Annotated in this window: 23 protein-coding genes and 1 pseudogene; 9 read left to right on the forward strand and 15 right to left on the reverse strand. The window is 54.3% G+C overall.

Going from position 1 to position 26,519, the window contains the following annotated elements:
* Nucleotides 1-255 precede the first annotated feature (255 nt).
* From F6R98_RS08635 to F6R98_RS08675, 9 genes are all read right to left on the reverse strand, one after another.
* A complete protein-coding gene (locus tag F6R98_RS08635) occupies nt 256-489 on the reverse strand; it encodes a hypothetical protein (protein ID WP_153248674.1) in 234 nt (77 codons plus the stop codon).
* Nucleotides 489-2,432, reverse strand: coding sequence for a hypothetical protein (locus F6R98_RS08640; RefSeq protein WP_153248675.1), 1,944 nt, complete (start codon nt 2,430-2,432; stop codon nt 489-491). The genes F6R98_RS08635 and F6R98_RS08640 overlap by 1 nt, the downstream gene beginning before the upstream one ends.
* Nucleotides 2,425-3,402, reverse strand: a complete 978-nt coding sequence (locus F6R98_RS08645) for a PriCT-2 domain-containing protein (RefSeq protein WP_153248676.1) — start codon at nt 3,400-3,402, stop codon at nt 2,425-2,427. The genes F6R98_RS08640 and F6R98_RS08645 overlap by 8 nt, the downstream gene beginning before the upstream one ends.
* Before the next feature lie 4 nt (nt 3,403-3,406).
* Complete coding sequence (locus tag F6R98_RS08650; RefSeq protein ID WP_153248677.1) at nt 3,407-3,598, reverse strand: hypothetical protein; 192 nt, start codon at nt 3,596-3,598, stop codon at nt 3,407-3,409.
* Nucleotides 3,599-3,786: 188 nt separating this feature from the next.
* A complete protein-coding gene (locus tag F6R98_RS08655) occupies nt 3,787-4,536 on the reverse strand; it encodes a hypothetical protein (RefSeq protein WP_194270192.1) in 750 nt (249 codons plus the stop codon).
* 35 nt (nt 4,537-4,571) lie between these two features.
* Nucleotides 4,572-4,889, reverse strand: a complete 318-nt coding sequence (locus tag F6R98_RS08660; protein WP_153248679.1) for a HigA family addiction module antitoxin — start codon at nt 4,887-4,889, stop codon at nt 4,572-4,574.
* 11 nt (nt 4,890-4,900) lie between these two features.
* Entirely contained in the window at nt 4,901-5,179 is a 279-nt protein-coding gene (locus F6R98_RS08665; RefSeq protein ID WP_153248680.1) for a type II toxin-antitoxin system RelE/ParE family toxin, read from the reverse strand.
* A gap of 42 nt (nt 5,180-5,221) precedes the next feature.
* Nucleotides 5,222-6,562, reverse strand: coding sequence for a tyrosine-type recombinase/integrase (locus F6R98_RS08670; protein ID WP_194270193.1), 1,341 nt, complete (start codon nt 6,560-6,562; stop codon nt 5,222-5,224).
* Between the two features lie 370 nt (nt 6,563-6,932).
* Nucleotides 6,933-7,175 (reverse strand): hypothetical protein, encoded by a 243-nt coding sequence (locus F6R98_RS08675; RefSeq protein ID WP_153248682.1) that lies wholly within the window; start codon nt 7,173-7,175, stop codon nt 6,933-6,935.
* A gap of 158 nt (nt 7,176-7,333) precedes the next feature.
* Here F6R98_RS08675 and F6R98_RS08680 point away from each other — a divergent pair, with 158 nt between their 5' ends.
* From F6R98_RS08680 to F6R98_RS08690, 4 genes are all read left to right on the forward strand, one after another.
* Nucleotides 7,334-7,534, forward strand: coding sequence for a recombinase family protein (locus tag F6R98_RS08680; RefSeq protein WP_455423475.1), 201 nt, complete (start codon nt 7,334-7,336; stop codon nt 7,532-7,534).
* Nucleotides 7,524-7,628: a hypothetical protein gene (locus F6R98_RS22980; RefSeq protein ID WP_455423476.1), complete on the forward strand. Its 105-nt coding sequence runs from the start codon at nt 7,524-7,526 to the stop codon at nt 7,626-7,628. Before F6R98_RS08680 ends, F6R98_RS22980 begins: the two co-directional genes overlap by 11 nt.
* Before the next feature lie 720 nt (nt 7,629-8,348).
* Nucleotides 8,349-9,467: a TIGR03032 family protein gene (locus F6R98_RS08685; protein ID WP_194270194.1), complete on the forward strand. Its 1,119-nt coding sequence runs from the start codon at nt 8,349-8,351 to the stop codon at nt 9,465-9,467.
* A 114-nt stretch (nt 9,468-9,581) separates the two neighbouring features.
* Complete coding sequence (locus tag F6R98_RS08690; protein WP_194270195.1) at nt 9,582-16,340, forward strand: DUF4347 domain-containing protein; 6,759 nt, start codon at nt 9,582-9,584, stop codon at nt 16,338-16,340.
* Nucleotides 16,341-16,369: 29 nt separating this feature from the next.
* Here F6R98_RS08690 and F6R98_RS08695 read toward each other — a convergent pair whose 3' ends face one another.
* Together F6R98_RS08695 and F6R98_RS08700 are read right to left on the reverse strand one after the other, a co-directional pair.
* Nucleotides 16,370-16,597, reverse strand: a complete 228-nt coding sequence (locus F6R98_RS08695) for a BrnA antitoxin family protein (RefSeq protein WP_228125176.1) — start codon at nt 16,595-16,597, stop codon at nt 16,370-16,372.
* Entirely contained in the window at nt 16,579-17,790 is a 1,212-nt protein-coding gene (locus tag F6R98_RS08700) for a ligand-gated ion channel (protein ID WP_194270196.1), read from the reverse strand. The genes F6R98_RS08695 and F6R98_RS08700 overlap by 19 nt, the downstream gene beginning before the upstream one ends.
* Nucleotides 17,791-18,803: 1,013 nt before the next feature.
* Here F6R98_RS08700 and F6R98_RS22985 point away from each other — a divergent pair.
* Nucleotides 18,804-18,954: pseudogene (locus tag F6R98_RS22985) on the forward strand (IS4-like element ISPpr4 family transposase); the annotation flags it as partial.
* Nucleotides 18,955-19,444: 490 nt separating this feature from the next.
* On the opposite strand, the gene F6R98_RS08710 reads toward F6R98_RS22985, so the two are convergent.
* Entirely contained in the window at nt 19,445-20,704 is a 1,260-nt protein-coding gene (locus F6R98_RS08710) for a bifunctional 3,4-dihydroxy-2-butanone-4-phosphate synthase/GTP cyclohydrolase II (protein ID WP_153248688.1), read from the reverse strand.
* Nucleotides 20,705-21,080: 376 nt separating this feature from the next.
* On the opposite strand from F6R98_RS08710, the gene F6R98_RS08715 reads away from it, so the two are divergent.
* The 4 genes from F6R98_RS08715 (at nt 21,081) to F6R98_RS08730 (ending at nt 24,297) form a co-directional block, all read left to right on the forward strand.
* Complete coding sequence (locus F6R98_RS08715) at nt 21,081-21,242, forward strand: hypothetical protein (protein ID WP_153248689.1); 162 nt, start codon at nt 21,081-21,083, stop codon at nt 21,240-21,242.
* Nucleotides 21,243-21,259: 17 nt separating this feature from the next.
* A complete protein-coding gene (locus F6R98_RS08720) occupies nt 21,260-21,934 on the forward strand; it encodes an HAD family hydrolase (protein ID WP_194270197.1) in 675 nt (224 codons plus the stop codon).
* Between the two features lie 243 nt (nt 21,935-22,177).
* Entirely contained in the window at nt 22,178-23,281 is a 1,104-nt protein-coding gene (locus F6R98_RS08725; RefSeq protein ID WP_153248691.1) for an NADH:flavin oxidoreductase/NADH oxidase, read from the forward strand.
* 35 nt (nt 23,282-23,316) lie between these two features.
* Nucleotides 23,317-24,297, forward strand: a complete 981-nt coding sequence (locus F6R98_RS08730) for an aldo/keto reductase (protein WP_228125177.1) — start codon at nt 23,317-23,319, stop codon at nt 24,295-24,297.
* Between the two features lie 59 nt (nt 24,298-24,356).
* Here the strand turns inward: F6R98_RS08730 and F6R98_RS08735 are convergent, their stop codons facing one another.
* The 3 genes from F6R98_RS08735 to F6R98_RS08745 form a co-directional block, all read right to left on the reverse strand.
* The gene (locus tag F6R98_RS08735) at nt 24,357-25,283 is read right to left on the reverse strand and encodes a threonine ammonia-lyase (RefSeq protein WP_153248692.1); all 927 of its coding nucleotides are present in this window, start codon (nt 25,281-25,283) and stop codon (nt 24,357-24,359) included.
* Nucleotides 25,284-25,289: 6 nt separating this feature from the next.
* On the reverse strand, nt 25,290-25,973 hold the full coding sequence (locus tag F6R98_RS08740; RefSeq protein ID WP_153248693.1) for an HAD family hydrolase: 684 nt from the start codon (nt 25,971-25,973) through the stop codon (nt 25,290-25,292).
* A gap of 82 nt (nt 25,974-26,055) precedes the next feature.
* Nucleotides 26,056-26,382 (reverse strand): hypothetical protein, encoded by a 327-nt coding sequence (locus F6R98_RS08745; protein ID WP_153248694.1) that lies wholly within the window; start codon nt 26,380-26,382, stop codon nt 26,056-26,058.
* Nucleotides 26,383-26,519: the final 137 nt, after the last annotated feature.

The following is a 26,519-nucleotide window of genomic DNA, read 5'->3' on the forward strand; positions in this document are numbered from 1 at the left end:
GGGTGAATCAGGGCATAGTGGACACAAATCCTTGTATCTTGGTGGCTGGATTATACCGTTAAAGCCGGGGTGACTGGGTGCGAAAGTGTGAGGCTGTTAGCGACTACAAGCGCCTTGGTGCGGTTTTGCTGTGCTGGTGCATTCTTGGTGTTGTTTTGCCGCTGTAACCCGTGCGGGGGTTGTGATTGGCTATTGTTTTTGAGGCTGGAAACACAGCCCTACCCGATAGCAGGGCTTATGCGTGTATCTGACAAGTTATGATTGCCATTCCCCGCGTTGGTAATCCCAGCGCCTGCCGCCGCATCGCAGTATGGGTTCGGACAATCGCCCGATGCTGACAATCTCGGCAATCAGGCGTTCTTTGTGAGTGCGGATATAGTCGCGCTGTTCCTCGGTCAGTGGGGTATCGGATTCGACAAGTAACTTGTCGTCTGCATCCAGCGCCAGCGTACAGCCAGCCGCTTGTAGTCTATCCAGTAGCGTACTCATTAAAACGATTCCTGATACCTGCCGCCAGCCTGTACTTCATTTTCAGGTGGGCTGTTTTTTGCGCTGGAAAACTTATTTTCATGTACAGCAAGTACAGGATGTACAGCCGTGGTTTGTTTGATGGGCTTGATCGTGACCGGGTAGCCATGCTCGCCGCGTTTTTTTGCAACTTCCGCCCGGATGCCAATAACCCGCAACGCTGGAGACAAGCGTCGGATTGCATCGGCAAATCCCTTTGCTGATTTAGGCCAGCCGTCGCCGTCATTCTTGAATTGTTGCAGCGCATCCAGCGCCAACTTGCCAGATAAGAACTCTGTACCGTAAGGGTACAATTCCAGATACGCTTGAATCGCTCCGGCAATTGGCGAACTTTCCAGAGTCCTATGGATGGATTCTTTCCGCATTCCGTTGTAATCGTCCATGAATGCCTGTGTCGGATTCTCCACGCCACGCGCAGCATAAACAGCAGCGCCCAGCATGGCAAAGTCAGCCATACGCGGTAAGTGTTCTATCTGGATAGTTGGGAGAATTTCCAGTGCCGCCGCGAACAGATCAAGCAGGCCGGTGAAGATTGCCGCACGGTATGAATCAAAAAGCGCGTCAAGCTCGGTTTCTGTTTTGCGTTGGCTGGCGCTGATCGGTTCGATTTCCACATGCACCAGCCTATCAACCAAATCTTGACGGGTAGCCAGTACACTGATGCCGTTCATGGCGATAGGTCGCTTCACTGATACGGCGGTTTCTTCGGCGTTGGTATACAGCGTGCGGCCAGCAAATCCGCCGCCTGTTGCGAGTACACAGAATGCGTCTTGCATGTCGTCAGTCAGGTGTGACAGATTTTCAAAACTGGTTAGCCATGAGTTGGTGGCACTGATATAGATGTCTTCTATGGTCTTGGGTCTACCGCGCAGGTTCACTTGATTGGGGTCAATCAGTTCACGGATAAAATATTGCACCTTGGATTTGCCGCTTCCCTGTTCGGCTACGATCTCAAATACAGGGAACGCCGTATCTGAGCGCAAGCATTCGAGCATCCACGCCAGCAACATATTCCGCGCTGATTCAGCACAGTTGATGCACTGCCACAACAATTCGATGTTGCCAGCGCCAGCCGCCAACGGGAGCGGCAAGGCTCGCATCGTAGATGTGCGCCTGAATACTACCGCCTGCGAACTATCCACGCGCCACGAACCGGCATTAATACTCACGCTCTGCCATGCGTCGTTGACCAGATCGACGGCATAGCCGGTATCTGTTTTCGCTACCCTGATGGAAACTTCCTTTTGCTCGCCGTCATACTTGGCGATACCATTCAGCGCAAGACACGCATCTCTTAGTGGTGCTTCCTTTGGTATTATTTTCGATTCTCGATAGAACTCGGCGTCCAGCCATTCAGCGAACCCTTTCGAGTCGAGCCGCCATGCTTCCCGGTGATCTCCTGCCGGAAAACTGGCATATCCGCTCTTGTCCTGATCGTGAAACAGTTCTGCGCGTTCCTGTACAAATTCGACAAGCTGGCCAGATAGTGACTGATCGTCGCTTTCGCCGCTGTCGCCCCTGATTGCCTTATCAAGATATTTCAGTAGTGCGTCGGGGTTGATTTTCTTGATCTTGGCGCGCAGCCTCATAAACTCGGGCTTGTCTTCCTCCTGAAGCGCTCGCATAGCCGCGACAACTTCCGTCTCGAATACCGCGCCGCAATCGTCAGCCAGACGCGCCAGCATGTCGGTAATAATCGCCGCGTTGGGGTCTGTCGCCAGTTCGGCGGATTCAATGAGGTCGGTTATCCGGTCGCCGTCCGGCTGTACTTCCTGTACTTGCTGTACGTCGTTATGAATTTCTGGAGCCGAAAAAGAATGGTCGTCGCCGTTTTCGATGTGCATTTCTGTATCGACGGGCATTTTTTCAATGTCGCAAGTAGGCGCTTCCAGAGTGCTATTCATGGCACGCCCCTGCTACCAAACCCATACGGTAAACGTGCAAATCATTGAAGTCAGTACCCGGCACGCCATCAGGGAACGGTGGAATAGCGACATGGCCGCCAACCGCAAGCGCCGCCGCATTAGCCTTGGTAACGCCGGGATTACCTGCCGTGTGCCGGTCATTGTCTGCGCATAGGGTTATCTTCTTGCCGGGATTCAGACGGTGCACGGTCTGAGCCACGGCCATTAGGTTTCCGGCTGTAAATGCCACATAGGTTTGATACCCGGTTTGTTCGTGAATCGTCGCCCCAGTGGCGTAACCCTCACAAATCAGAATGGCCTCTGTCAGTTCGCCGATGACGTGGAACAGGCCGAAAACACGCGCCTGATACATGAAGCGCTTACCATGTAGCCGGTCGATCTTCTGGACGTTCCATATCTCACCGCATTCGTCCTGCATCGGGATAAGCAGAACATCGCCCTGACAGCGGATACCGTGGGGCTGGGCGTGCTTTTTCTGCAAATACCAGTTATCGACTGGTGCCGGTCGAGCAACGCGCCATTGCTGTTCCGCTTTGCATTTTGCAGCTTGGTGCGCCGCCTCGCGTTCGGTCTGTTCCTTGGCTTCTGTTTCCTGTCGCGTCCGTTTGCGCTGTTCAATCTCGGCGCGTGATGGTCGCCGGGTGCGTCCGGCATTTGTCCATCCGTTTTGTTTGGCGAGATAAAATAAAGTGCCGATTGTTACCTTGCCGGTTTTAAACGATTTCCAGACATCGCGTGCATCGGTAGCGCGGTAATTTTCAGCGCTCTGGCTCCAGTTGCTCCAGATGGTGAATCCATCGTCGCCCAGTTCTGACTTGATCGCCATTCCAGCGCGTAACCAGATTTCCCGGTCATCGGCTGGAAGTGCTATAATTGCATTGTTGATTCGATCTATAGAAGCCGCTTCCCGGTGCCAGCCGGTGGCGGTTTTTTCGTTATGCAGGGTCATTATTTTACTCCTCCAGCGCGTCGCGCCACGCCAAGGCGTCAACGTCGCGGATCAGTGGTTTCGTTCCGACTCTGACAACGCGCGGACGTTTTCCTTCGGGGAGTTTATAAAAAGCGCCCTTCGAAATACCGAAAAGATGGAAGAAAACGGGCAGGCTCATCAGCGGGGGGATGGTTGCGCTTTGTTGTTGTTTCATGGTTCTGGTTATCCTTACAGGTTTATAAGGATTCACATTAAATACTCATTTTTTAAGATAAAAAATATGGTAAATATGGTAAATTATTGATTTATTTTCCTTACCACATTGCAGCCCGCGCCGCATCTAGCTGGCACAAAAAAGGCGCGATATACGCGCCTTGACGATTTACCACATTACCGAAATTATCAGGTTGGCGCTGTTTTGCGTTTTCCTGTTCCTGGACTCAGTTTTGGAACTACTGTTGAACGTGTCCACCACGCCTTGAACGTCTCAAAATCAACACACCATAACGATAGATCACTACTCCATTGTAGCAATGCTTCGTGTATCAGCACTTTTGTCATGCCTTCGCCTATAGCCGGTCTCGTTGCATCCTTCCACGCCTTAAAATCTATATCCCTTCGCTGGTTAACCGTTAGCTTTTGGGGTTCCGCTAATGAGTGAGCGATTCCGACTTTATTAAGGAATGAAACCAATTCAACACGATCAAAGCCCATATTAATTAAAGGCAGCAGATCGTAACAGGCGGGGTTGCCTTCCGTTTTCAATACACTATCGCCTTGAGTAATGGCACTGCGGAACGTGTCGCAATAGTAACTAAGCAGGTTATTCCCCCACATTTGAGCGTCAGTCAGTAGATTTAAGATTTCTTGTTTATCACCGGCGCATGAATGAAAGCCCATACAATCCTTATCCATGGTTTGAAGTGTCTTGTGTTTAGGGTCGCTTAATGATGCCTTTAACATCCGTGCCGCAATAGAAATGCATCTCATGCGTTCAATTTTTGGGTTATGCTCCGCCCAAAAGTCAGCCGCCGCTGTTGCGGATATTTTCCCGGTTGATGTTATTTTATCTTGGAAGTGTGGCGGTAGCTCTATACGGTCGGCAATTCCGCCAATCACATCTAACGCGGAAATGAATTTGCGCTCCGTCATGCGTTGGCCTTCTTCCGGGTGGTGATAGGTATACTTCAAATAGTCAATGCAGTGGGCGATATATCCGCGCGCCGTACCAGTGGTGCGCCGGTTTGCCGCGCCTTCCACAAATCATAGGCGGCTTGTTGCGTCAGCCACAAATCAGCCTGTCCACCGTTTTCCACGCCTAGCCAACCTTCCAGCCTTAGCGCCATTTCCGGCGATATAGCAGCGCGTCCATTTAGCACGCGAGACAGCGCGGCGCGTGTTACGTTGAGCTGGGTAGCGGCTTCGGTGATGGTCAAGCCTAAAGCGGGTAGCACGTCCTCTCTCAGCGTTTCGCCGGGATGTGGCGGGTTATATATTCGAGTCATCTTCATTGCTCCTAGTGATAGTCCTGATAATCAACCAGTACGGCATCCTCACCTTCAAAGGTAAAGGTCATGCGCCAATTACCATTAACCGAAACAGAATAGTGTCCGGCCAGATTGCTTATAAGCGGATGCAAGCCCCAGCCCGGTACATTCATATCAGCAGCGCATGTTGCCAGATCAAGGCGGGTCAGTTGTCGCAGCAGGCGCGGCGCATGATGTGGCTGTATGCCTGCTTTGCTGCCTGATTCAAAAAAGGCTTGAAGCCCTTTGTGCCTGAATGTTTTTATCATAGGATGATTGTATAGTGTAGCGTTTCAGTTATCAATATGCCGTCATGCGTTGGCCTTCTTCCGGCTTGTGATAGGTGTCACTTTCTTTTCGGTAGCGCCAAAGCTCGGTAGATTTGCGCGTATCTGCTCGGCAGCATAAGACGGCTGCAAGTGTCCGTAATGACGCTGTGTCATGCGGATGTCGGCATGGCCCAGCGCGTCAGCCACCACTTGCAAGGGTACGCCAGTCGATACCAGCAGCGAAGCATAGGCGTGGCGGAGAATGTGGAAACTGACAGCCGGAACAATTATTGCTCTGTCGCTTGCCTCCTGCATGGGTCTGGTTTGATGCGACCTTCCCCACGCATCGCCGTCAGGTCGGGTGAATACCAAGGCATTACCCGCCTTGCCTGCCGTCCACTCGGCGAACCATTCAACGCCCTCACCAGTCAGGGGAACATGACGCGACTTGCCGCCCTTGCTTATCCTGATATGGATAGAGCCGTTGCTTTCGTTGAAGTCGGACACTTTGAGCTTGGTTAACTCACCATACCGGCATCCAGTCAAAAGGCCAGCGCGCACCATCGGCCTAAAATCAGTGTCAGCGGCATTTAACAGCCTGTTGCATTCATCCGTGGATAGAAACCGTATCTTTGGCGCATCGGCTCGCTTGAATGGACTCACGCGCCGCCAAGCGTCGTCTGATGCTACGCGCCCGGCTCGGTAGGCATGATTTAGCGCGGCCTTTAGCGCCGTCAATATCCGGTTTGCCGTTGCCCGGCGCTTTCTTACTTCGTCTTCGTCTGTCTTGTCGATTTCAACCAATTTTCCACGGTTGCGCTTGGGTGCTTCGGCTAAGTTAGTCAGCCATTTGTTGATGTGCTGGCTTTTCAGCTCGACAACAATCTTGTCACCAAGCTGGGGGAGAATATGCACGTTATAGGTTCCCTTGGTCGTTGTGATAGACCTGCCGTCTTTTGCGTAGTGCTCTGTGAGGTAATCTTTCACGGCATCCGCTACGGTGTACTTGCCCTTGGGCTTATCGTGCTGTTTCAGGCTCTCAGCAAACGCCTGAATCTTTTTGAATGCTTCGGCATAAGTCAGGATGTCAGCGCCGTTTGAATCGGCAAAATCATCAGCGGTTCCCATGTTCTTTTGAATGTATGGGGTGGCGCTGTCTACGCCCACCTCATTCGCAGATATTCGCGCAAGCCATACGCCGCCAGTCTTGCTTTTTCGGTAGCCCAGGAACACGCCCGGTGTAAGCTGTCTCCAGTAAGGGCGCTTATCTTGCGGTATCTCTAAGCGCCCCCGTGCCTCTCTTGTTTCAAGTTTTGCATCGCGTGTCATTCTTGCCATTTTTGACGATTTCCTGATCTGGTATAAAGTTTGGTATAAAAACACGGCTGAACCCCAGATATACCGCGCATTAGCTGGTATAAAATTGGTATAAAATGCCGGTAAAAACCCCTATAAACCAGTATAGACCGAAATGACACATAGTCAATGATTACAATGCCTTAATGCACTTGTATGTACCCCTAAAAACACCGTTTTAGCCCTTTCACGGCGGCGACAGGGGTTCGAATCCCCTTGGGGACGCCATACAGACAACGAGTTACTGTTTACAGTGGCGAGTTGAGGGAACTCTGGGGAATATCCCGGATTCCAGAAAATAAGAAAGGCTGTCGATAGACGGCCTTTTTTGTGTCTGGTGATTGCTTATAGCGCCGAAATCGCCGTCGGATTTTGCCGCTTGAGCAGGAAGCGCTGCTCATCGGATAACTTCCTGCAGCTCATTTGCATTGGCAACGCCCACGGGTTCATTTCCGTTGTCGCTAACGATCCAGTAAGGCGCCGTGGTGAAATCCTTGTTATAGCTGGCGTCGAATTCAGACCAGCCTTGCTGCTCGGAAACGATAGCCGCCTGAGACAGCAGCCATACGCCCGCGTGGATTTTCACTGAACCGTCGCGATCGGCATCGGTTAAAAGGGTCTTTGCTTTATTGATGTCCATCTTCCACTCCCAGGTTAAGGCAGGCGGTTCGTACTCAGAGCGGCCATAGTGCATGATAAATACGCGGCTATTCAACTGAAAGCGCGATCCTGCGCCAAGATGCCGTTGGTGTCAATTGTCGGCAATTAACGCTGAGAGCCCCTGGAAAAAACCTGCCGATCGGCTATGCACGCGTTTCGAGGCAAGACCAAAACCTCGACCTGCAGCTCGAAGCATTGACCGAGGCGCGCTGTGATAAATTATTTGATGACAAAATCAGTGGCAGCCGCGCCGAGCGGTCCGGTTTGGCCAAAGCGCTGGAAATGGCTACGCGAGGGCGATACCCTTGTCGTTTGGGAACTGGGTCGGTTGAGGCGTAGCGTCAAGCACCTGGTCGATCTGGTCGGCGAGTTTGTTGACCATTGCATACCGCCCAGGACGAGCGCGAGCCGACAGGACGCGCCACCCTTTTGATCAAGCCTGACGGAGGCATACCATCGAGCACAGCCTGATTCCACCGAGTTATCCGCAGACCAATGGGATGGTGGAACGTTTTAACGTCCGCATCACGAACTACTCAAATTACTCACTTTCGCTCATAGGCAGAATTAAGCCAGTGTTTGGAGCGCTATTTACGGCTTTAGAATGGTTAAATTCCTCAACAGGCGCTGGATCATCCTACGCCAATACAAAGGACTCAAGGAGTGGTCTATAAAAGAGCCGGAGCGCTTTAATCGTAAGGTTTATCATCTTTGCGGGACTTTACCGATAGGCTGCGTCTACAGTGAACTGTCCCTCGAAATGGTTTAAAAAATTATTTTTTATCTACCCTCTTTTTTCTTCCGCACCAGCGACGGCATTGCAGAAGTGTGACGCAACGGCTTCTCGTCCTTTATCAGCACAATACCGGTTAATACCGTAGTACCCGGCCTCCTCTGATAGAACATATCAGGGCCTATCTTCTTTTTCTTTCAGTCTTAATCGATTTCATTAAATCGTCATGAACACTTAACAATTTCGTCATTTCTTCTGCGTATATTATAGAAAATATATCACTCGTCAGAGGACATATTCAGGCATTCAACGGGTACGAGCTGCATACATCGGCTTTTCGATAAATTTTAATTGTTTGAAAAAAAGTGTTTTCCAGCCTATCCGCCCCTTTATTTCTGGCGTTAGTACAAGTAAATAAAATTGAAAACATGGATTGCTGACCCTACTGTTATACCGGCAGACGCGGCTGAGGATGCCCTCGCGATAAGCGTGAGTGATAGCTTTATTGAAATATTGGCGACGCAGAAACTATCCCTTGCAGTGACCATCGTCCCCGATGGATTGTTGCTTATTGGCTTATCGTCTGATGGCAACCTTGCTGTTGATCATCGCGCTATTCCCCACGCGTGGGGAATAGCGGTCAACGGCGATCGGTTGGCCGTTGCGACACATCGCGAGATTATCGTATATGCCAACTCCCCTTTGCTTGCGCCTCTACACCCCGAACATCCAAAACGTCACGACGCGTTCTTTTCACCGCGAGTGACGTTCTTTACCGGCGACTCCATGATTCACGATATGGCAATCGGACAACGGGGCATTGTGGTCGCCAATACCCGCTTCTCTGCTGTTTGCATGATCGACGGCAGATACAACTTTGATCCTATTTGGCATCCATCCTTTATTTCCAGGGTAATACCCGAAGATTGCTGCCATCTGAACGGCTTGGCAGTAGCTGATGGGCAACTGCGCTATGTGACTGCTTTTGGATCATTCGATCAGCCTGCCGAGTGGCGGAAACATTCGCCGTTTCACGGCGTACTGATCGACGTTGAACGCGACCGCATGTTATGTGAAGGCTTATGCCTGCCGCATTCGCCCAGGCTTTTCGATAATCGTTTATTCGTGCTGGAAAGCGGTTACGGCACAGTGCTGGAAATTGATCGCGCCAGCGGTGAAAAAAGCTGTCTTGCGCAGTTACCCGGCTTGACGCGAGGGCTATGCGCGCACGCTGATATCTTATTCGTCGGCTTGTCACCGCCCCGCGACTCGGTGAACCGCTGGACTTTACCGATACACGAAGTTAGCACGCCACTGGTCGCAGGAGTTGTCGCGGTTGACCGTAAAAACGGCGCAGTGATCGGCATGCTGCAAGTCATTAGTCGTAGCGCCCGTGAAATATTCGACATTCAATTATTATCGGGGATTACTTGTCCAGGCTTTGCGGATACTAGTACTAATCCTGGCGGACTTTACATTCTTGACAGCCCATCTGGTGGCTATTGGATGAAATCCCTTGTTGCCGGTGGACGCCGATAAATAGAACTGTGGAGCATAAGCTTCACCCGCAAGCTGCTGATTGATACTTGTTAACGCCAAGTGCAATGATTCATATTGTTGTTTATAAATATTTTTATCATGAGGGTCATAGCTATGTACACTTTTTCATCGGCTAAAAAAAATCAGATCGAGCGGTTGACATCGGGAACGAATGCCAATGGAACTGACCCGGCGCATGTTGTCTTTGCATTAACAAAGACACAAGCGGCCGATCCCGCTCGGGATGCCGATAAAAAAGAAGTTGTATTTATCGATACCTCTGTAGCCGATTACCAAACACTGGTGAACGGCATCCGGGCAGGAATGGAAATCGTGCTGCTTAATGCGCAACAAAGCGGCCTGTCGCAGATGGCCCAGTGGGCCGTGAACCACAACGAATACGACGCGCTCCATGTGCTATCGCATGGAGCAAAAGGCGAATTGCGTTTGGGAACAGACGCTATTTCCGATGTCGTGCTGGCAGCGCCAGAGACTAAAACGGAGTTGGCTGAAATTGGATCGGCGTTGAAAGCAGACGGCGACCTGTTGCTTTACGGCTGCGAAATTGGAGCAGGAAATGACGGAATCCGCTTTCTGAACAATCTCGCGTCTGCTACCGGAGCGAATGTGGCTGGCTCGACGGGGCTTACAGGGTCGGCGGCTCTTGGTGGAAGGTGGGCGCTGGAAAGACGAGTCGGGCTCGTCGATACCAAAACTCTGGATATATCGGGTTATACCGGAGTACTTTCCTTCAATTCATCACCGACAGGTTCGTTTGTCATTCAGGGGCTTGGAAATACTTATAGTTTTCAACAAGCCGTGGGTATGCCGAGTGCAAACGTCGGAGTCCTGTTAAAGCAAGGCTCCACCGATTGGGTGCGCAGCTACACATCAAGTGGAGTCCTAAATTATGCGGTAGATGTCAACACCCTCTCCGGGGTCAGCATGCCGAGCGCAAACTGGTCGGACATCCTAGCATTATCGAATGGCGATCTCGTTGTCAGTTACGGCAAATCAGACTCCGGCGCTGCAGGCAGTAATAACGCGTATTTCGTCGTGCTGAACTCATCGGGAACCGAAATCGTTGGCCCAACCCAGATTAACTCTCTAACGGGTAGCTCACTAACCCGGTTTATGTCCATGGCCGAGCTGAGCAACGGCAATATCGTTTTTGCTTATCAACGGCCGGACAACAATAGTATGGCTGTTCGGGTTTTCGATCCGAATGGAGTAGCTGTCACAAATGAAATCCTCGTCAGCAACAATCCAAGCGGCTCCCAATTATCAGTCGCCGCCAGTACCAGCGGCGGTTTCATGGTTGAATACCAGTATAGTGCCATAAACCCGGGAGGTGCTTCGTATACCCAAAAACTGAATTACAACATATATGATAATGCTGGAGTGCAACAAGGCAGCACCACCACAGTTTGGAGCAATACTGGCACCGTGACTTTCTACGGAAATGTCCTGGCTTTGGCTAATGGAAACTATCTCTATGAAACCAGCGTCAACTCAACCGTGTCTGGAAATATATACAGCTCTTCAGGCATTCTGGTTTCCAGCTCTGTGTCCGTTGATGGCAAGATGGGTAATGGGAGCATCGCTGCCATGTACACCACCGGCGATCAGGGCTACATCACCGGAAATTATAGCAACACCTACCTGAACGCTGTTAATAGCTATCAAAATTTTTCCAACGTGGACGCCAGTCTTGTGGCAACTGTTCACAACAACACGGGGACTGTTGCCGGAACTCCGCAGATCGATACAGCCACGGCAAGTGCTGTCTGGAATGCAACCTCATCTTATTATTCTTTGGATACGGCGCCATCGTACTATCTCTATTCAGGCTATAGCAGCAGTGGCGGCGTTGTTGAAGTCAAAGTGACTCCCGACTCGACGGGTACCGCATGGACCATTGGCGCCAACCTGTTCGAAACTGCCTCATCGACCGCCTCTTCCCCCGCCGTGACCGGCACCCACACCAACGCCGGCACCGCGGCCAGCTACACCCTCGGCAGCGCGGCAGCCGTACTCGACAGCGGCATCACCGTATCGACCGCCGCCGACGGCGGCTCCTGGAACATGAAGTCGTTAACGGTGCAAATTTCCGCCAACAGCGCCGCAACCGACAGCCTGAGCTTGCCCGCCGGCGCAGGCGTCAACCCTGGCGGCAGTACCACAATCTGGATCGATACCAACAACAGCAATGCGCTGATGTACGGTTCCACGCTCATCGGCACGACCAGCGACGGCGCCACCAATGCCGCTTCGGTCAGCGGCAACGGCATCTGGACCTTTACCTTCAACAGCAGCGCGACCGACGCCGGCGTGCAGGCGCTGGCCGACGCGATCAAGTTCAGCGACAGCATCGCCGGCGCTGGCACTTCGCAGCGCACGGTGACCTATATCTTCACCGACTCGGTCGGTTCGGCCACGGTCAACGATCTGGTGACGGTCAGCGCTTCGGTGCCTACGGCGTCCGGCACTCACACCACCGCAGGCACCGCAGCGGCCTACACCCTCGGCGGCGCGGCGGCCGTGCTCGACAGCGGCATCACCGTATCGACCGCCGCCGACGGCGGCTCCTGGAACACCAAGTCGTTAACGGTGCAAATCTCCGCCAACAGCGCCGCAACCGACAGCCTGAGCTTGCCCGCCGGCGCAGGCGTCAACCCTGGCGGCAGTACCACAATCTGGATCGATACCAACAACAGCAATGCGCTGATGTACGGTTCCACGCTCATCGGCACGACCAGCGACGGCGCCACCAATGCCGCTTCGGTCAGCGGCAACGGCATCTGGACCTTTACCTTCAACAGCAGCGCGACCGACGCCGGCGTGCAGGCGCTGGCCGACGCGATCAAGTTCAGCGACAGCATCGCCGGCGCCGGCACTTCGCAGCGCACGGTGACCTATATCTTCACCGACTCGGTCGGTTCGGCCACGGTCAACGATCTGGTGACGGTCAGCGCTTCGGTGCCTACGGCGTCCGGCACTCACACCACCGCAGGCACCGCAGCGGCCTACACCCTCGGCGGCGCGGCGGCCGTGCTCGACAGCGGCATCACCGTATCGACCGCCGCCGACGGCGGCTCCTGGAACACCAAGTCGTTAACGGTGCAAATCTCCGCCAACAGCGCCGCAACCGACAGCCTGAGCTTGCCCGCCGGCGCAGGCGTCAACCCTGGCGGCAGTACCACAATCTGGATCGATACCAACAACAGCAATGCGCTGATGTACGGTTCCACGCTCATCGGCACGACCAGCGACGGCGCCACCAATGCCGCTTCGGTCAGCGGCAACGGCATCTGGACCTTTACCTTCAACAGCAGCGCGACCGACGCCGGCGTGCAGGCGCTGGCGGACGCGATCAAATTCGGCGACGCCAGTCCCAGCGCCGCCGCTTCGCAGCGCACCGTGACCTATACCTTCACCGATTCGAAAGGCTCGGCGACGATCAATGACCTGGTGACGGTGAGCACGTCGGATATTATTGTCAACTATAACTTTACCGCGACAAACTGGGTTGCCAACAACGGAACCACCTATCCAGCCGATGGTGGCGCCGTATCAGGAACGATGACCTTTGACTGGACTACGCACACTGTCCTTGCGGCGAATATCCTTTCAACAGGGTCTTCGGATGGCACGTCGTCGACAGTAACTTTTACCCAAATCCAATTATCGAGTGTTGCAAGAAATTACACCTATTCCGGCGCTACATACACCTACAATGGAACCACTTACTCGTCCGGGATGACATATGCAGAGGTGTCCGGCACTAGCAACGGGCAGACTATCTTTCTAGATTTTACTCAAGGCAATACAACTGATATTTTCCCCGGACAGCTTGGTTCAGTCCACACCAGCGAAAATAGCGATTCGCGCGTTCTTAGCTCCACCGTAAACGTATCACCTGCATCTGCACCCACGTCCACGCCCACGCCTACGCCTACGCCTACATCCGATGTCATCACCGCCGACCCGGTGCAGCAAACAGACACTGCCGCCTACATCAACTCGCAAATCAACAGCGCCGCCGCCAGCATTACCGTCGCGCCGCCGGTGGCTACGCTCTCGGATTACCAGGCCGTCGTTGCCGCCGCAGCCGTAGCTGGCACTGCCAGCGGCAAGACCATCAATGTCGTGCTGCCGTCGGCGCAAGTCGTGGCACTGCCGCAAAACACGCTGCAGGACTCCGCCAATGCCGGCTATACCGGCGCACTGCAAAGAGCCAACGATGTCGTCATCGCCACTGCCACCGCACCGAGCCTCAGCAGTTTTACCAGCACGGTAAACTCCATTTCTGGTTATGCCCCCGGCAGCACGGTGGTGTTGCCGCAGCTCGCCAGCGTGGCGGTAGCGCCCACCGACCTGGACAACAGCGCTTTCGTCGCCGCGCTGCAGAACTCAGGCGACACCACTCTGACCCTTGATCTGAGCAACAGCGCCAGTAACATTGGCGGCGCTGCTGCAACCAGCAGCACTTACAGCGTATTGCCCGGCTTTACACAGATTTTCAGCGGCGGCGCGAAAGGCAATAATTACATGGTCGGCGCCACCTCCAACCTCGGTGTCGCCAACCCCACTGTTACGGCCGACGCAACGGCTTCAACCAGCCAGACGCTGACGGTGCAAAGTCTGACGGCGGCAGCTACCGCCGCCGCAACTGCCATTACTGGTCCCAGCAGCGGTTTCCAGCAGATCTATACCATCCAGATCCAGGGCTACTCCTCCGACTACACGCTATCCGGGTACTACGGGACCGCCACCCTGACCAGTAAATCCAGCGGTCAGGTGATCACAGTGAATATTCCTCAGCCAGTGGCGGGTGCCAACAACAGCGGTATTGATCTTCAGTTTCTTGATGGCAGCCTTAGTCTTACCGGCAACACCGATGGCAACGGTATATGGACCGCCTGGATTACCCAAGGAGTTGCCAAAGGCGGTGATCTCAGCGGCTGGTACAACAACAATTCCCAGCTGATACCGGCTACAGGCAGCGCCCAGGCATTGGATCTCGGCAGCGCGTCGGTACAGAGCAACCTGCTCAACAGCGCCGACAACAGCCAGAGCGCCGGCTTCAACGGCGGCGTTTCTCTCGGACTGCTGCCGTCCACGGTCACCACGATCAACAGCAGTACCGCCAATGCCATCCTCACCGGCATCCTCGGCGCAGGAAGCAATAACCCGGCGACCTTCATCAGCGGCGACAGTATCACCCTGACCGGCGGCAACACCACGCTCAACCTGTTCGATTTCGCCGGCGGCGCCGCTTTGCCCGCCAATACCACGGTCAGCGGCGTCAATACCCTGAATCTCGCCAGCAACGCGCGTATCGGCAGCGCAGCCAATGCCGACAATTTCAGCAGCTGGAACGGCTTGACTACACTCAACGCCACTGCATCCGGCGCCGGCGCCAATGCGAACGACAACGGCCTGATCAATGTGATAGTCGGCAACGACACTGCCGTCAACCTTACCGCCAACGATGCCTATGCCACCACCAATGGCCTGAGCAGCCCGATCGTCGGCGCGATCACCGTGGGCGGTGGGGGCAAAATCACCATCGCCCAGAAACTCAGCACCGCCGACGGCAGCGCCATAAGCAGCGGCGGCATTACCGTCAATGGCGGCAGCGCTACGACCAGCGTCACCGTCACTCAGGCTGCCGCCGTCAGCGGAAAAGTCACTGACGGCGCGGTTATCCTCAACGATATCAGCGCCAACAGCACGACGCTGACGGGTAGCCTGGCTACTGTGGTTTTGACCAATTATGGGCAAGGCAGCGTCATCAACGACAATGCCATCCGTTTCCTGACCCTGTCCGGCACTGGCGGCACGCTGACCATCAACGACAGCAACACCAGCAGCAGCACAATCAACGGCAGCGCTACCGTACCGATATCCACGCTATACCTGACCCTGACCGGCCTCAGCGCGGCAGGAGACAACACCATCACCGACCTGAATGCGGAAATCACCACGCTCAGCATCATCACTGCCGGTACGGTCAACTCCACTCTGAACGGCTTTGTCGACAACCACCTGACCTCCATCAGCGTACAGGGCACCAGCGCGCTGACCCTGCTCAACCCATCCGCCAGCCTGACCAGTTACAGCGTCACCGGCAGCACCGCCGCGCTCACGGTAGCCGGCCACAGCGATGCGGCTGCATCCAAACTGACGCTGAGCGGTGCGGTGACCTATACCGGTAGCGCCGATGCGGTCAGTACCGGCATCGTCCTCATCGCCGGTACCGACAACAGCAACATCAGCTTCACCACTACCGGCGCGCTCAGCGGCAACAACATCAACACTTTCATGCTGGGCAATGGCAATAACACACTCAGCGATATTGTTACCGCCCAAAGCGGCAGTATCAACGGCACGACCAATATCTCGGTCGGTAGCGGCAGCAATCAGATCAGCACCGGCAGCAATACGGTAAACATAGCGCTGGGCAAACATGCCACGGGTGTGATCGACAGCTTTAATATCGGCGCAAGCGCCGGCGGAAGCCTGAGTATTATTACCGCGATCACCGGCGCGCAGGCGGGCGATACCATCAGCATTGCCGATGCGACACAGTTTGTCGGCGCCGGCGTCACTGCCGCCAACCTCACGGCAAGCGGCGGCAGCGCTGCCACCGCCACGCTGGACGCGTGGGTCAATGCAGCCTTAAGCGCACAGGGGGCCAACCTGCAAAGCCATGCCATAAGCTGGTTTAACTTTGGCGGCAATACTTATCTGATTGAGCAGGCAGGAAGCCAAGGTGCGGCGTTTGCAGCGGGGGATACGCTGCTGAAACTGGTGGGTACGCTGAATGAAAGCGCTGCGGTGCTGAACGGACATGCGGTGACTCTGTAGTTCAGCTCGCTTAAACACTTGGCTCTGGATTATCGGGGCTTATGCCGTATGCTCTCTCTGCGCTTATCCTTGAGCATATCGTTCATGCGCGTTTGCCAGCCAAGGTCTGTGGCGTGGCAGGTTTCCAGCACTTCGGGGTCAAAACGTACCGTGGTCGATACCCTGGTTTGCGTTTTCTGCCTGCCGAGCCCGCTTAAAGCCCCGGCATGCCTCGCCAATTCATAATTATTTATACATTTCAGATATAGCTCGGACAAAGCAAAAACCAGTTGACCGAAATGATTGCAAATATGATGGTGACGATACCGATCTGAAAACGAAGATTAATAGCGTCTATTTTAGCGATAACACGGGTGCGTTCTACTTCTGATGCATGGTCAAGCTGGTTCGACCCCCACAGAAATAGTGCGAACAGCATCACATTGGCCAGGTAGCATGTATTGTAGACCGTATCCATAAAAGTCAGGTAGGGAAGATTTGGTAATTTATCTTTATAAATTTGCTGTAAAAATATCAGTGTTAACAACGCGGTTGGAGGTATTCCCAAACGGACCTCCAAAAGTGATGAGGAAAGCGCGGGAGCAAAAAGCGCCAGCGCCATAACTGTTATGAGAGGCAGAAAATAGTTAAGAATCGAAGCGTTTGCAGATTGCTGATAGGCCACCTCCATAGCAATCTGACGCGTTTGAACAGGTTTATCGCCAAGAACATTGAGTCCGAAGTTTGAGCCAAATTCATGGGTTTGTGTTGTGATACGGTAATTTCTCGTATGGTAGCCCATGATATCGATGTATGTCCCCACTCCTGATTTGGCTTCATCCGCGATCAAGCTGAAAACAGGATCGCTCGTATTACTGCTGAAATCAACCAACTCTAAAACGATGGGTAGCGTCAGGGTGTGAAACGGATATTTATGGAAATCCAGGTTGTTGATATAAAAGTGTCCGGAGTATTTAAAACGCTGATAATACTGCCCATCTTTCATGCGAATCGGTTCCGGGTTTACCGCGTTAAACTTGAAATCCCAGTCTTTTACCTGATTAACAAAATTGATCCATTTTTCAGGAGTGATCTTTCTTGACGTCAAAATATCCTGAGCATGCTGTGACCAGCTAAGCCAGATCCATCCATCGGAATCGAAGGTTTTCGTTTCTGGCATGACAGAATAGTTATTCTTTATATAGAAGCCTATCCTGACAGGGATCGCTGATGCGTCTGATAACTGAGCAATGCCGACGTCCATTAGCCGATCGCGAGGCTTCAACGGCTCCGGTTCAAAAATATTGAAATGTATCAGCACCCCAACCAGCAGCAAAAATCCTGTAAAACAGGCAAATAGCATGCTGGTGTAAGACGATATACTGTTGTTCCGTTTTATTTCCAACCGCATGTTCCGCAAATTCATATTGTTCCGGTTTTCATTGCGTGTCTGATTCAGGTCATTTCTCATGAATTCAATTTGATATGAAGGCCAGCGACCAAATACGTGACTCACGAACCGAACGTTCGGATTTAAGAAGACGACGCTGGAGTTTTGCGTCTGAAGCTCTTTGTTAATTTCCTGATGAACCTTGTGTTCGTGGTGGCCATCCAATATCTACGCCAAGCTTAATACAGTGTGCTCGCCTTGTAAAAGTTTCGATATTGAAGTGATCCATAGAGCTGTAGAGGACTGCAATCAACGCAATTGCAGGACTGAGCGGCGACTGCCGCATACATACGGACAGGATGAGATACTTATTTATCCGGCTCACCTGCGCCGCCGTTCCTTCGTGCCCGGTCGATGCACGAACCGCCGCAACGCTTTCGGCAGAGCGCGCGGATTTGAACGCCGACGCTTGTCCGGTGTGCGCCGCCGCCAAACCACAAGCATCCGGATGCGCTCTGAATTAGGCGCACTGTTGCGGTTCCAACTCCAACTTGAGCGTTGATGAAATCGTTATCGCGCAAATCGCGAAACGAATACCTGACCCCCTTTCCCTTCGGGCATGGGTATCTACACAAGTCAATAAGTCATTGTTTTTAAGCCGCTCTCCTTCTGGGAGAGGGGTGAGGGTGTAAAGCGCTCGTTGCCTGCGTCAAGGCTTTTGATAATTCAAACGCTTATACCCTCACCCTAGCCCTCTCCCACAGGAGAGGGAACTTGTGTGGATACCTATGCCCTCCGGGAGAGCATAGATATCTACACAAGTCGGATAAATTGCGATGAATATGTAGTATGCATCAGATTTTTTAAAGCTTGAAACCTCGGCTGAAGAGGCGGTACGAAAACCTGGTCAGCACGCATGGCAATTGCACGCATGAGCCGGCAGCGGGCATGAAAGCGCTGTTTGCTGGTACGCGCCGTGCTTCGCATGCGCAGGCATTGTGGCGGTTTCCGTCAAATAAACAAGGAACACCCTTGAGTTTGGCGAGGCTGTTGCCGGCGTTGTCTCACCAAAACGTGGAGACAGAATGCGACGCCTAGCGGAATGGTATCTGCCGACCAACGTGGAGTTATCTGTTCCGGCAGAGCGGATTGCCTTGTGGTACAACTATCGCCGGCAGATAGAATCGTTCTTCAAACTGCTCAAGGCAGCGGGGCATCAGTTGGAATGCTGGGAACAGGAAACCGGACCGGCGCTATTCAGGCGCGTCCTCATTGCCACGCAGGCGTGCGTACTGGCTTGGCCGCCGATGCGGGAAACCGGTGAACAGACGGTGCGCAAGCGGGAGGTTTTGGTGCGTTTATCGGGACGGCAAATGAAGCGAACGCGCCCGGTCACCGCGCCCGCTTTGCTGGATGGTCTGTTCAAGCGCTTCAGCCTATGGGGCGTCTTGAATGAATATTCCATTGAGGAATTGCAAGCCTTCGCCGACTTTGCCTTTCCTCGAAGGTTTGAAATTCCAGGAAAGGCGAAGGGAGATGGGTAGATACCCATGCCCTCCGGGAGAGGCCGGGTGAGGGAATCCGTTCATGGCGCAAGCGCGTTTTGCATGATAAGGGGCGACGCATGCGCCATGAACGGTTAGGATAGGTCAGCAACATGATGTTGCGCAGGACAGGGGCGCGGTGTTTGTGCTGCGCTCAGTGCGGGAAATGGCGTTCGTTACTTCCCGGTGGTTTATGCGCCGATAACCGAAGAAGACGCATTTTCATGATCTGCTTTCAAGACGAGAGTAGCCGGATCGAACAGATGTCCGAGTTTTTGCGATTTGGTTCGCAGATAAACGATGTTTTCGGCATTCGGTTCCGGTTCCAATGGTACGCGTTCGACGATTTTCAGCCGGTAACCTTCGAGTTCGGTGAATTTCGCTGGGTTGTTGCTCATCAGCCGCAGGGTGGTGATACCGAGATCGGTAAGTATTTGCGCGCCGACATCGTAACTGCGCGAATCCACCGGCAGCCCCAGGTCTAAATTCGCTTCGACGGTGTCGCGTCCCTTGTCCTGCAACTGGTAGGCGCGCAGTTTATGCGCAAGGCCGATGCCGCGCCCCTCGTGTCCGCGTAGATAAACCAGTACGCCGCTGCCGGCGCGCGAGATGGCTTCCAAGGCCATTTTTAATTGGTTGCCGCAATCGCAGCGCAGGGATTCCAGTACATCGCCGGTCAGGCATTCCGAATGCACTCTGACCAGCACGTTGTGTTGCCCGTGGACTTCGCCCTTGATCAGGGCCAGATGTTCGGAGCCGTCGACAATGGAGCGGTAAACGTGAGCAGTGAATACGCCATAAGGGGTAGGCAGGCGCGCTTCGGCTTCATGTTTGATCAGGCGTTCCGTGCGCCGGCGATAAGCGATAAGATCGGCAATGCGAATGATGGGCAGCCGGTGACGGCGCGCAAACTCCAGCAATTCCGGCCCGCGTACCATGCGCCCGTCGTCGTTGACTATTTCGCTCAAGGCGGCGGCCGGATAAAGACCGGCGAGGCGCGCCAGATCTCCGGCTGCTTCGGTGTGTCCGGGGCGCTCCAGCACGCCGTTTTTCCTGGCGAGCAGCGGAAAAATATGGCCGGGCCGTGCAAACTCATCCATGCCGACGCGCGAGTCCGCCAAAGCGCGTACGGTTGAACTGCGGTCGGCGGCGGAAATGCCGGTGCTGGTGCCTTTGTTGAAGTCCACTGACACGGTGAAGGCTGTGTGGCGCGGATCGGTGCCGGTATGCGTCATCGGCGGCAGCTGCAATGCGTTCACACGCTCCTGCGGCAGCGATACGCAGACGATGCCGCTGGTGTGCCGAACCATGAACGCCATGTGTTCCGGGGTGATTTTTTCTGCTGCAATTATCAGATCGCCCTCGTTTTCCCGTGCAGCGTCATCCGCTACCACGACGAATGAACCGTTGCGCACGGCTGCTAGTGCGATTTCTATGGAGTCGTACGGCATGACTGTTTCTCCTCATTGGCCGGTTTTGGCGGTGTTGTTGATGCGCTGGTTTTAAGATTCGAGCTATCATAAGCAAATACCGGACCGTTTGTTATGTGGCGTGTGGTTGGAGGATTTTGCAACGGGAGCAGCACTTACTGCTTGTATTTCGGCAGTTACTGTTGTGTTTGTGCGCGTCAGGCGGCAGTTGCGGTAGCCCGGCCCGCTATGCTGTGAGGCAATATGGATGGCGCGGCCTTTGCTTGTGTTATGCGGCAGGAGAGAACATCACGCTTTAATGCGCGCGATGAAGATAACATCGATACGGAATTTCACGACAAAGAAGTGATCCGTTTGTGGCTGGGGTCCGTGCTTTAAATTGAATGATGAAATTGCAATGAACGGCAAATCCTTAAAAAGCAAGGTCGCGTTAGTGGCCGGAGCGGCTCGCGGCATTGCGTTGGCTCATGGCGAAGCCGGTGCCATGTTGGGGTGCATGGTACGCTCGCCGACTGAAATTGTTACCGTCCACGCTGAGTTTCAGCCCGATGCGCCGTGATGGCGAGTATGGGAGCGATGAGCAAACCGTTTCCCGCTATCGTAAGTTTCGATATCGATGACACGCTGATCGACTTCAGTGCGATGCTTTCCGGAGCGCTATCCGCCGTTGCACGGCAGTTGGAAGCGCGGAGCGGTCAGCGTATTTCCGTGTCTCGCCTGCAGGAGGCCAGGAACGGGGTGGCGAGCGAAATCGATTTTGCTGACGCGCATTTCGAAGTCATACGGCGCGAATCCTTCCGGCGGGTACTGGCGGAAATCGGTTCCGATGGCGATGCCGGCGATCTCTGGCAGGTTTGGCAAACCTACCGCGCATCCAATTATCCCCTGTATCCTGACGTCATTCCGGCTTTGCAATGGTTGCAGAGTTCCGGAATGAAAATTGTCGCGGCTTCCAACGGCAACACCGATCTGCGTAACAGCAGCATTTTTCCGTTTTTCGATGCGTTATATTATTCGGAAGCACTGGGAAGCAGGAAACCGGCAATCGATTTTTTTCATGGCGTAGCGCGCGGCATGGGAGTCCGGCCTGCCGAAATCCTGCATATAGGCGATTCCTTTCGCGAAGATTTCCAGGGAGCCGATGCAGCCGGTATGCGCGCGGTATGGCTGAATCGTTCACGAACGGCATCCGTCGACGGCACATTGACTATATTCTCCTTGAATGAGATTGCCGGAGTTTTGGTGGATTAATGGCGACATCGGCAGGCTTTGTAACCATTCAGTGCGGTATAGTAGGACGGCCGGCTTCCGGTCGACCGGGATGTTGCGCCGTGGCCTGCAGCGCATATCCTTTTGCCTGGTGCGTTTGTATTATTAGCTGGCGGCAGGTTGTTGCCGGGTAAGCGCCGCCGCGTGTGTCGCGCTGTTTCCGGCCAGGGTATTACTGGCTGGCATCGCGCCTGAAAAATTCGATCCGTAAATTGAGATAACTCCATGAGCATTCAATCATCACACACCGCATCGTCAGGTCAGGCCCAACTGTTTTCGCCTTTTGCACTGCGTGATGTCGCGTTCCGAAATCGCATCGCGTTGTCGCCGATGTGCCAGTATGCAGCTCACGGCGACGGGCTTGCGACCGACTGGCATCTGGTGCATTACGGCGCTCGCGCAATAGGCGGCGCGGGTCTGATCTTACTCGAAGCAGCCGCGGTGCTTGCCAATGGACGCATCAGTCCGGGCGATATTGGTTTATGGGAGGATAAACATATCTTGCCGCTGCAGCGCGTGACGGATTTTATTAACGCACAGGGTTCCGTGGCGGGCATACAGCTTGCCCATGCCGGACGCAAGGCAGCGACCGATCTCCCGGTCAACGGCGGCAAGCCGTTGACGGCTGGCTCGGGCGGCTGGCCGGCGATAGGGGCCAGCCCGGAGCCGTTTGGCGCTGGTTATCAGGAGCCGCTTGCATTGGATGCCGAGGGTCTCCTCTCGGTCCGCAAGGCTTTTAGCGATGCGGCGGCGCGCGCATTGGCCGCGGGGTTCAAGCTCATTGAATTGCATATGGCGCATGGCTATCTGCTGCATTCATTTCTGTCGCCGCTGAGTAATCTCAGGACTGACGATTACGGCGGCTCCTTCGATAGTCGGGTCAGGTTTCCCCTGGAAGTGGCGAGCGCGGTGCGCAAGGTATGGCCGGAAAGCCTGCCGCTTCTGGTTCGCATCTCCGCCACGGACTGGGTTGATGGCGGCTGGGATCTGCAGCAGTCGATACGGTTTTCCAGCTTGTTGAAAAAGCAGGGCGTCGATTTGATTGACGTTTCCAGCGGGGGCTTGTTGCCGGATGCCGTTCCGCCGGCTGCTCCCGGATACCAGGTTCCGTTCGCGCATGCTGTCCGCGAACAGGCCGGTATGGCTACCGGTGCCGTGGGCTTGATCACAGGAGCGGAACAGGCGGAAGAAGTGCTTGCCGCCGGTAGCGCCGACCTGGTGTTTCTCGGGCGCGAGCTGCTGCGCAATCCTCAATGGCCTTTGCATGCGGCGTCGGTACTTGGAGCGGACATCGACTGGCCTGTTCAGTACGCGCGTGCGCGCGTTTAGGCAATCACGCTACAACCCGGACCCTTTACATACTGATGAACATGCAATATACCCGTCTTGGCCGAACCGGCCTTAAAGTCAGCCGTCTGGCGCTTGGCACCATGAATTTCGGCCCAGAAACCACTGAGGCCGACAGTTTTGCCATCATGGACCGGGCGCGGGAGTTGGGTATTAACTTTTTCGACACCGCCAATGTTTACGGCTGGAAACTGGGTGAGGGCCTTACCGAACAGATTATCGGGCGCTGGCTGGCTCAGGGCGGCGGCAGACGCGAAAATATCGTGCTGGCTACCAAGGTGTTCGGGCGCATGGGCGAAGGCCCCAACGATCAACGCTTATCCGCCTATCATATCAAGCGATCCGTCGAAGACAGTCTGCGGCGGCTGAAAACCGATCATATCGATCTGTATCAGATGCACCATGTCGATCGCGACACGCCCTGGGAGGAAATCTGGCAGGCATTCGAACAGCTGGTGCAGCAGGGCAAGGTGTTGTACATCGGCAGCAGCAACTTTGCCGGCTGGCAGCTTGCTCATGCCCAGGGGCTGGCCGCCGCGCGTCATTTCGTCGGTCTGGTTTCCGAGCAGAGCCTGTACAACCTGGCCGAGCGAAGCATAGAACTGGAAGTAATACCGGCGGCGCGCGCCTTGGGTATCGGCATCGTTCCATGGAGTCCCTTGGCGCGTGGCGCGCTGGCCGGCAGTATAGGCGATGGCGTCCAGACTGGCCGCCGTGGGTCTGAGCCGACTCAAAAGTTTATCGCCAAACACCACGAGCGTATTGTGCGTTACGAAAATTTTTGCAGCGAATTGCGTGAGAAGCCCGCCGATCTGGCGCTGGCTTGGTTGTTGCGTAACCCGGCGGTGACTGCGCCCATCATCGGGCCGCGTACGCTCGATCAACTGGAAGGCAGTCTGCGCGCGCTCGAAATTCATCTTACGCCGGAAACGCTGACCATCCTGGACGATATCTGGCCCGGCCCCGGCGGTGAAGCGCCCGAGGCTTATGCCTGGTGAGCGTACTAATCGTTTGCGCAGCAAATGGAAGCTGCTATCGGCAAACGGCTGAGTATCAGCTATGTTAAAAGCTCCCGGTAGAGCAGGGGGTCGACATTGCCTCCGCTGATGACGCAGCACAGCGAGCGTTGCTGAAAACGCCGGGGCTCGGCGAGCAGGGCGCCTATCGCCAAGGCGGCGGTAGGTTCCGCCTTGAGGTTAGCCAGTTCGAACAGCAAGCGCACGCCTTCCGCGATGGCCGCTTCCGGCACCTCAATGATAGCGTCCATATTTTTATGTAAAATTTCCCAGTTGCAGCGTCCCAGACTGAGGGTGCGCGCGCCGTCGGCCAGCGTTTGCGGCTCCGCGCCGTTAGCGACTATACATCCGCATTGCAGCGAGCGCGCCGCATCGTTGGCAAGCAGGGGTTCAGCCCCGATGATGGAAACCGTGCTTCCCGATCCTCGCAAGCCTTGTATCAACCCGGACGATAACCCCCCGCCGCCGACCGGGACAATGACGGCATCGAATGCTGTATCCAGCCGGGCGATTTCCTGCCCCAGACTCGCATTGCCTGCTATCACCAGCGGGTCGTCGTAGGCGCTGGCGATATAGGCGTCCGGAAAATCCCGCGCCAGTTCCGCGACCCGTTGCGCCCGGCGCTTTTCGTTGACATCAATCAGCTCGACCGTCGCGCCGTACTCCCTGACCGCCCTGATTTTCACCCCGGCGGCGGTGGACGGCATAACCACGATCGCCTCCTTGCCCAGCAAGCTGCAGGCATAGGCGAGCGCCTGCCCGAAGTTTCCCGAGGACGCGGTGATGATGCGTCGCTGCGCTACTTGCGCCGCGACGTTGTAAGCCGCGCGAAATTTGAAGCTGCCGGTGTGCTGAAAAGTTTCGCTGACCAGGGTGACTTCGGCATTCAGCCGTTGAGAAAGTCTCGGTGTACGAAGCACCGTCGTCGGGCGAACCACGCTGAGCAAGGGCTCGGCTGTTGCGTTCATTGTTGATCAGTTCTTTCCGTCAAGCTGCGGTAGCGCACATAGCTCGGACAGACACGCGATAGCGTGGTCACAGTTATCGGGTGCAGGGAGGGTAGGCCGGTTACGCTTCCAGACAGCATAAATGCCTGCATTTCCAGCACCGGCAATATCGGCGCTCGGACTGTCGCCCACAAAAATTGCTTCTTTTTGCGTTACTCCCAATCGTTTAAGCGCGCGTAAAAAAATCTCAGCCTCCGGTTTGCGTACGCCTTCCGCTTCGGAGATCAGGAACACTTCGAATAAGGCGGCAATACCCAGCGTCTTGATGACGGACTGTTGAAATGCGCTTCGACCGTTGGTGATCATGCCCAGAGTAAACCCGCGTTCGCGAAGCGTCGATAGCATTTCCACTGCTCCCGGATAAAGTCGGGCAAACAACGGGAAATTTTTTTCATAGTCTGCCAGGAGCGCCTGCCAGGAAAGCGGAATATTGATTTCGGAGGTTATAACTTGATAAACCTTGTCTTTCCAGACCTGGCCGTCGGCATCCAGCTTGATGAAACGGTTGACCCAGATATTAGAGCAAACAAAAGGCGCAAGTTTAAGCCTATTATGCTGTTCGGTTGCGAAATGCGCCAGAGACGATGCCCGATCATGCAAGGTACCGTCCAGGTCAAATAAGGCTGCTTTAATTTGTAGCGAGTGGCTCATGCGTTGATTGGATTGCAAAGGGTGAGCGGCGTAGCCAGCTTGTCGGCAGAGTCTATATCAACCGCAATGTTTGGCATTGCGGTCATTTAATGCTCCGAAAAAAATGCCGAGCCTTGCAAAAAGCAAAACTTAAAGTGGGCCAGAAAAGTGTATTGAGTATGTCGTGTACGCCCGCTCTCCAGCGCCAATATCCTAAGCTTGCGATGTCATCACGCATATCAAGCACTTCTCCCGCGACGGTCATGGCAACAACGGTGAGCCACGGGGTGAAAGACCCAAGTGGTTTCCGCAATACGGCAGCAGCTACAAGAAAAACAGCAATGCCAATATGAATGTGCAGTGCATCTTTTGATAGTCCCAGTACAGCAACAATTTCCAGTTTAATTAACTGAAACGCTGAAATATCCATAATGTGTATGCTCCAATTTCTGTGGAGTCTCCTACTTCGTCTTTATGAATTACAGAATTCAATCAGCACTCCTTTTTCTTATGACACCCTTTCGCTGAGGGAGAGGGAATCACGCGTTCGCCACGCGATTTTCACTG

Origin of the sequence: Candidatus Methylospira mobilis, from assembly GCF_009498235.1 — a bacterium.
GTDB classification, from domain to species: Bacteria; Pseudomonadota; Gammaproteobacteria; order Methylococcales; family Methylococcaceae; genus Methylospira; species Methylospira mobilis.

Excerpts from the sequence above, each read along its gene's own strand:
- F6R98_RS08730 (WP_228125177.1), top strand. The coding sequence starts at position 23,317 with ATGAACATGCAATATACCCGTCTTGGCCGAACCGGCCTTAAAGTCAGC.
- F6R98_RS08660 (WP_153248679.1), bottom strand. The coding sequence starts at position 4,889 with ATGACTCGAATATATAACCCGCCACATCCCGGCGAAACGCTGAGAGAG.
- F6R98_RS08725 (WP_153248691.1), top strand. The coding sequence starts at position 22,178 with ATGAGCATTCAATCATCACACACCGCATCGTCAGGTCAGGCCCAACTG.
- F6R98_RS08710 (WP_153248688.1), bottom strand. The coding sequence starts at position 20,704 with ATGCCGTACGACTCCATAGAAATCGCACTAGCAGCCGTGCGCAACGGT.
- F6R98_RS08715 (WP_153248689.1), top strand. The coding sequence starts at position 21,081 with ATGAACGGCAAATCCTTAAAAAGCAAGGTCGCGTTAGTGGCCGGAGCG.
- F6R98_RS08700 (WP_194270196.1), bottom strand. The coding sequence starts at position 17,790 with ATGAGAAATGACCTGAATCAGACACGCAATGAAAACCGGAACAATATG.
- F6R98_RS08740 (WP_153248693.1), bottom strand. The coding sequence starts at position 25,973 with ATGAGCCACTCGCTACAAATTAAAGCAGCCTTATTTGACCTGGACGGT.
- F6R98_RS08745 (WP_153248694.1), bottom strand. The coding sequence starts at position 26,382 with ATGGATATTTCAGCGTTTCAGTTAATTAAACTGGAAATTGTTGCTGTA.
- F6R98_RS08635 (WP_153248674.1), bottom strand. The coding sequence starts at position 489 with ATGAGTACGCTACTGGATAGACTACAAGCGGCTGGCTGTACGCTGGCG.
- F6R98_RS08690 (WP_194270195.1), top strand. The coding sequence starts at position 9,582 with ATGTACACTTTTTCATCGGCTAAAAAAAATCAGATCGAGCGGTTGACA.
- F6R98_RS08665 (WP_153248680.1), bottom strand. The coding sequence starts at position 5,179 with ATGATAAAAACATTCAGGCACAAAGGGCTTCAAGCCTTTTTTGAATCA.
- F6R98_RS08650 (WP_153248677.1), bottom strand. The coding sequence starts at position 3,598 with ATGAAACAACAACAAAGCGCAACCATCCCCCCGCTGATGAGCCTGCCC.
- F6R98_RS08735 (WP_153248692.1), bottom strand. The coding sequence starts at position 25,283 with ATGAACGCAACAGCCGAGCCCTTGCTCAGCGTGGTTCGCCCGACGACG.
- F6R98_RS08640 (WP_153248675.1), bottom strand. The coding sequence starts at position 2,432 with ATGAATAGCACTCTGGAAGCGCCTACTTGCGACATTGAAAAAATGCCC.
- F6R98_RS08645 (WP_153248676.1), bottom strand. The coding sequence starts at position 3,402 with ATGACCCTGCATAACGAAAAAACCGCCACCGGCTGGCACCGGGAAGCG.
- F6R98_RS08720 (WP_194270197.1), top strand. The coding sequence starts at position 21,260 with ATGAGCAAACCGTTTCCCGCTATCGTAAGTTTCGATATCGATGACACG.
- F6R98_RS08675 (WP_153248682.1), bottom strand. The coding sequence starts at position 7,175 with ATGGACATCAATAAAGCAAAGACCCTTTTAACCGATGCCGATCGCGAC.
- F6R98_RS08655 (WP_194270192.1), bottom strand. The coding sequence starts at position 4,536 with ATGACGGAGCGCAAATTCATTTCCGCGTTAGATGTGATTGGCGGAATT.